Genomic DNA, 5,568 nt, shown 5'->3' on the forward strand with positions numbered 1-5,568 from the left:
ACTATCAACTGCACTAGGCATCCCCCCGTGCCATTGACATCACTTATATAATACCAATGTGCTTTCATTTAGCGATTGCTACACACAGATGCAAGCTCTGCGTAGCGATCGCCTGTGCCAGTTGCGTAAGTCCTAAAAATGCCGAACGCTTTTTCGAGTTATATGGTCACATAAAAGATATTTACATCCCGAAAATTTACTGGGAATACACCAATCGTCGCGTCCTGACCATGGAGTGGATAAGCGGCACAAAATTAACCCAAACTGCCGAAATCAACGCCCAAGGTATAGATGCTCGTTATCTGATTGAAGTGGGTGTCCAATGTTCCCTGCGCCAGCTACTCGAACACGGATTTTTCCATGCTGACCCCCACCCAGGTAATTTATTAGCCACACCAGAGGGGAAATTGGCTTATCTCGACTTTGGCATGATGAGTCAGGTACAACCGCCCCAGCGTTATGGTTTAATTGAAGCGATCGTTCACGTCGTTAACCGTGACTTTGAAGGTTTAGCCAACGATTACGTTAAACTAGATTTTTTATCACCAGACACCGACTTAACACCCATAATTCCCGCCTTTGCAAGAGTCTTTGCTGATGCTCAAGGAGCCAGCGTTGCTGACTTGAACATTAAAAGCATCACTGATGAACTCTCAGCTTTGATGTATGAATATCCTTTCCGCGTACCTCCTTACTACGCTTTAATTATTCGCTCCCTGGTAACCCTCGAAGGTATCGCTATATATATAGATCCCAACTTCAAAGTTCTCAGCGAAGCCTATCCTTATGTTGCGAAACGTCTGTTAACCGACGAAGCACCACAATTAAGAACATCACTGCAAAACTTACTATTTAAAGATGAAAAATTCCGTTGGAATCGGTTAGAAAACTTGTTACGTAATGCGAAGAAAAATCAGGATTACGACTTCAATCTAGTTTTAAACCAGGGAGTCGAGTTTCTTTCTTCTGAACGGGGTGCATTCATTCGCAACAAAATAGTAGATGAATTTCTCAATGGAGTTAATGCTGTAGGTAAAAATGTTCTGCACAACTTCACTTATATCCTGCGAGAAAGAGTAGGTTTAACAGCAGTTCACGAAATCCCAAGGGCCACAGTTGAGCAACAACAAACCTTAGACCATATTAAACGCATTTTAAATATTCTTCGGGAAAACCGTGATTTTGATCCGGTGGAATTAGCTCCCCAACTGGCCCAACTGTTAGTAAATCCAGGTGTACAGCGGTTGGGTCAACAAATTACTAATCGCCTGGCGCAAAAAGCCATAGCGCGTTTAATTCGCGAGTTATTAGCATCCGAAGAACTCGATAGTACTAAAGCTCTTCCCTTAGCTAAAACCGCAAGAGTTTAACTCAATATCTGAGAAGTTAACACTCCCCTCTTCTTACCAAGGAGAGGGGTTCGGGATCAGGTGATTTTTTCCCACATAAACTTAGATTTGAATTGTTTAACCAGAGTCTCCATGGTGACGATTTCTGTCACGTCGAAGACGTTCTTCTAAGGCTTGAATCTGTTCGCGACGTGCTTCTAGTTCTAGAGTACGACGAGCTAATTCTTGATTTTGTAAAGTTAGAGATTGTCGCCAGTTTTCGGCAAGTTCTACTTCTTCTTCTAACTGTTTTGGTGTCATACCAATGCTGAGGTAGGTTTGCACTAAATTTATTACCCAGTCCCTAGCATCTTCTAAACTTTCAATATCACCTTCAGGGGAAAGCTGCACTAAAACCAGCAAGTTATCACTCATCTTAGTTTCTTTACCCACAGAAATCACACTCTCTTCAGGGATAATTACCCACAGGTTTGGACTTTCTTGACGTGCTAACAAGCGTAAGTGATAGTTATCTGAAAATTTCTTTTTATGTACTTGGGCTAGATATAGCATGGCTTTATTTTCAGCCGTGGGGAAAAGTAAAATATGATTTACAGCACTTTTAAAATCAATAAAGTAAACACATTAATATCATAAATCTTCTGGGGTGGGCAATGGCTTACGCAAGCGGTAGCTATCGGTGTCCGCCCTTGTGTACCTAACTCAGATAAAATGCGCTGTAAGTTCATAGGTAATGGTTAATTTGTATTTAACCATTACCCATTAGACCTATGTTAAACTACGCAAGCGATCGCGCAAAATTTCAGCTTGTTTCTCAGCTTCTGCTAAAGAATCTCTGGCTCCCTGTACCACTTCTGCTGGCGCTTTATCCACAAACTTCGGATTACTTAACCTCCCACTCAAAGACTTAGCCTCAGCTTCGGCTTTGTTGAGGCTTTTTTCCAGTTTAGCCCGCAGAGTAGCAATATCTACAACATCCCCACTCAAAGGAATTACCACTTGTACAGTACCCACAACACCAGCAATGGCATTTTCTGGTGCTGGTGGCTGTTGTAATTCTGTTTGTAAGATTTCCTTGGGATGGCGCGGCGCAGAAAACACAGCGAAAAGCTTTTGTCTGTCCTCAGCTAGGAGGAGATTTTGTACAACAAACCAAGATGCATAACCCAAACCAACTATTTCAAAAAATCTCCCCATTAAGGGAATTTCATAAATTGCCTTCCCCGTCGCTAAACCTATCCTAGTAAAGACAAGCAGTACAATAATTAAAGCAATTGTCTTTAAACCCCTCAGAGGTTTTTTCTCCACCATTTCTGGGACGGGTTCATCTCCGGGAGAAGCTTCCCCCACACCAGCAATAGTTAAATTCTCCACCTTAGCCAAATCTTGAATATACGCCCGTCCATCTGTGAGGATTTGCTGTTCCTGGGGATTATCAGTTTGCAAGTTGGTCGTAATTTTCGCCCCTGGCTTAATATCCGCCTCAGCGCGTAAATTCCGAATCGTACGGATTGTACCAATGAGCAATTCAAACTGTGCTTCCAAATCGGGATTAATCAGGTGATTATCGCTTTGCGGATAGGCTTGTAAAGATAAACTTTCTAAAGAATCCCCTGGTTGTTGGGTGAGAGTTTGCCAAATCTCCTCAGTAATGTGAGGCATTAAGGGATGCAGTAATTTTAAAATCCCTTCCAGCACATAGGCAAGAATTTGTTGTGCTACCTTGCGGGATGCGGGATCGGCATCTTTTTGTAACCGGGATTTGACTAATTCAATATACCAGTCACAAAAATCACCCCATATAAACTCATACAGACCTTTGGCCGCTTCCCCTAAACCGTAGTTATCAATGTAATTACTAGTTTGTTTGATAACTTGATGATAACGGGAAAGAATCCACTTATCACTTAATTCTGTAGCCAGTGGTTGACCTAACTGTTGCGGCGTTTGTCCATCCAAATTCATCATCACAAACCGGGCCGCATTCCATAACTTATTAGCAAAGTTGCGCGCCGCTTCCACCGATGACGACTCATCCTTTTTGCGGTCATATTCCAGGCGGATATTTTGACCCGCCCCCGCCACTTCTTTAACTAAGGTATAGCGCAGCGCGTCAGTACCATACTTGTCAATTAATAATAGTGGGTCAATCCCATTACCTTTAGTTTTCGACATTTTCTGACCGTTTTCATCCAGAACTAACCCGTGAATGTAAACATCATTAAATGGCATTTTCCCAGTAAAGTGTCCGGCCATCATCGTCATTCTGGCCACCCAGAAAAAGATAATATCAAAACCAGTCACCAAAGCAGTGTTAGGGTAATAAGTCCTTAAATCCTGCGTTTGTTCTGGCCAACCCAAAGTTGAAAATGGCCAAAGCCCAGAAGAAAACCAAGTATCTAACACATCTGGGTCTTGTTCTAACTTGACATTTTCGCCAAATTGTGTTTTAGCTTTTTCCCAAGCCTCAGCGGCTGATTTTGCCACCACAAAGGGGGTATTATCGGTAATTTGGCCGCCGGTTTCACTCACCGCATACCAAGCCGGAATTTGATGACCCCACCATAATTGACGAGAGATACACCAATCCTTTAACTTAACCAGCCAATCACGATAAACCTTACTCCAGCGTTGGGGGACAAACTCCGGCGAATTTTGCCCGTCCAGAAATTCTAAAGCTTGATCAGCCATGGGGCGAATTTTCACAAACCACTGAGTAGATAATAGTGGTTCTACCGGGACTTTACCGCGATCGCTATAAGGAACAGTATGCTTATAATTCTCCACCTTCACCAGCACACCCTCTGACTCCAAGCGAGAAACCACATTCTTCCTAGCCACAAAGCGGTCTTGTCCCTGGAACTCCCCAGCCTGAGCATTAAGAGTTCCATCCTTATTCATAATATTGATCAACGGCAGATTGTGACGCTTACCCATTTCAAAGTCATTCGGGTCATGGGCTGGAGTCACCTTAACACAACCAGTTCCGAAAGTGGGATCAACAAACTCATCACCAATAATGGGAATTTCCCGATTCATAATTGGTAGAGTCAGGGTCTTACCAATCAAATGAGAGTACCTTTCATCATTGGGGTTAACAGCCACAGCAGTATCACCCAGCATAGTTTCCGGTCTAGTGGTCGCCACCTCCACAAACCCAGAATTATCACTCAGGGGATAGCGGAAATGCCAAAGATTCCCATCAACTTCTTGATTATCCACTTCTACATCAGACACCGCCGACCCAGAAGCAGGACACCAATTCACTAAATATTCTCCACGATAAATTAATCCTGACTCATAGAGACTTACAAAGGCTTCCAGAACAGCTTTTGATAAACCTTCATCTAAAGTAAACCGTTCCCGTGTCCAATCAACCGACACACCCAAACGTTTTAACTGATTAACAATTGTACCCTCAGAGTCCGCCTTCCATTGCCAAGCGCGTTCTAAGAATTCCTCGCGCCCCAGTTCGTAGCGAGTTTTACCCTCTTTCTTCAGTTGTTTTTCTAACATCGTGTGAACGGCGATGCTGGCGTGGTCAGTTCCCGGTACCCATAGGGTGTTACGCCCTTTCATGCGGTGATAGCGCACCAGAGTATCAATTAAGGCACTTTCAAAAGCATGACCCATGTGTAAACTCCCCGTGACATTAGGAGGGGGAATCACAATACAGTAAGGTTCACCGCCTTGATTGGGGTCAGCTTTGTAAACTTGGTTTTCTTCCCAAAATTTTTGCCACCTGGCTTCGGTGGTAAATGGGTCATAGAGACTAGGGAGGTTGCTAATATTTGCGGTCATGCGGGGACAAGTAATTCTGGAAGGACTCTTATAAATTTTGCCATAGCCTGGAAGAAGGATTCATGGACAGGAAAAGCATCAGGCGGAGATGACAGACAAACAGGAGATTTGAGAAGGTTAACCAAGAAAGTTAATGGGTGCTTCCCAGTTGAATCGAGGGTTAGTATTACTTAATCGTTCATTAACTAATACTAACAAATAATCACATTTACTCAAAACCTGTCATCTTTTCGCTTGGTGACAAAATGCTACTAGGATTCAAAACCCAACTCAAAGTTATAGCAACCGCCAAGGTAATTAGGACATTCACTATTCCCTATCCCCTATCCCCTATTCCCTATTCCCTACTCACTATTCCCTACTCACTATTCCCTGTTCCCTGTTCCCTGTTCCCTGTTCCCTTAAAACCATAATGATG

The 5,568-nt window shown here is 43.2% G+C and carries 3 protein-coding genes and 1 pseudogene; 1 reads left to right on the top strand and 3 read right to left on the bottom strand.

Annotated elements, in window-relative coordinates; all coding sequences use genetic code 11:
• Nucleotides 1-134: 134 nt before the first annotated feature.
• Nucleotides 135-1,370, top strand: a pseudogene (locus tag PN457_RS16920) (ABC1 kinase family protein); the annotation flags it as partial.
• 96 nt (nt 1,371-1,466) lie between these two features.
• Here PN457_RS16920 and PN457_RS16925 read toward each other — a convergent pair.
• From PN457_RS16925 to PN457_RS16935, 3 genes are read right to left on the bottom strand one after another with little or no spacing between them, the layout of a single operon-like run.
• Nucleotides 1,467-1,901 (bottom strand): hypothetical protein, encoded by a 435-nt coding sequence (locus PN457_RS16925; RefSeq protein WP_271734702.1) that lies wholly within the window; start codon nt 1,899-1,901, stop codon nt 1,467-1,469.
• 38 nt (nt 1,902-1,939) lie between these two features.
• Nucleotides 1,940-2,077: a hypothetical protein gene (locus tag PN457_RS16930; protein WP_271734704.1), complete on the bottom strand. Its 138-nt coding sequence runs from the start codon at nt 2,075-2,077 to the stop codon at nt 1,940-1,942.
• 40 nt (nt 2,078-2,117) lie between these two features.
• Nucleotides 2,118-5,150, bottom strand: a complete 3,033-nt coding sequence (locus PN457_RS16935) for a valine--tRNA ligase (RefSeq protein ID WP_271734706.1) — start codon at nt 5,148-5,150, stop codon at nt 2,118-2,120.
• Nucleotides 5,151-5,568 lie beyond the last annotated feature (418 nt).

The organism is Anabaenopsis arnoldii (genome assembly GCF_028331025.1).
Classification (GTDB): domain Bacteria; phylum Cyanobacteriota; class Cyanobacteriia; order Cyanobacteriales; family Nostocaceae; genus Anabaenopsis; species Anabaenopsis arnoldii.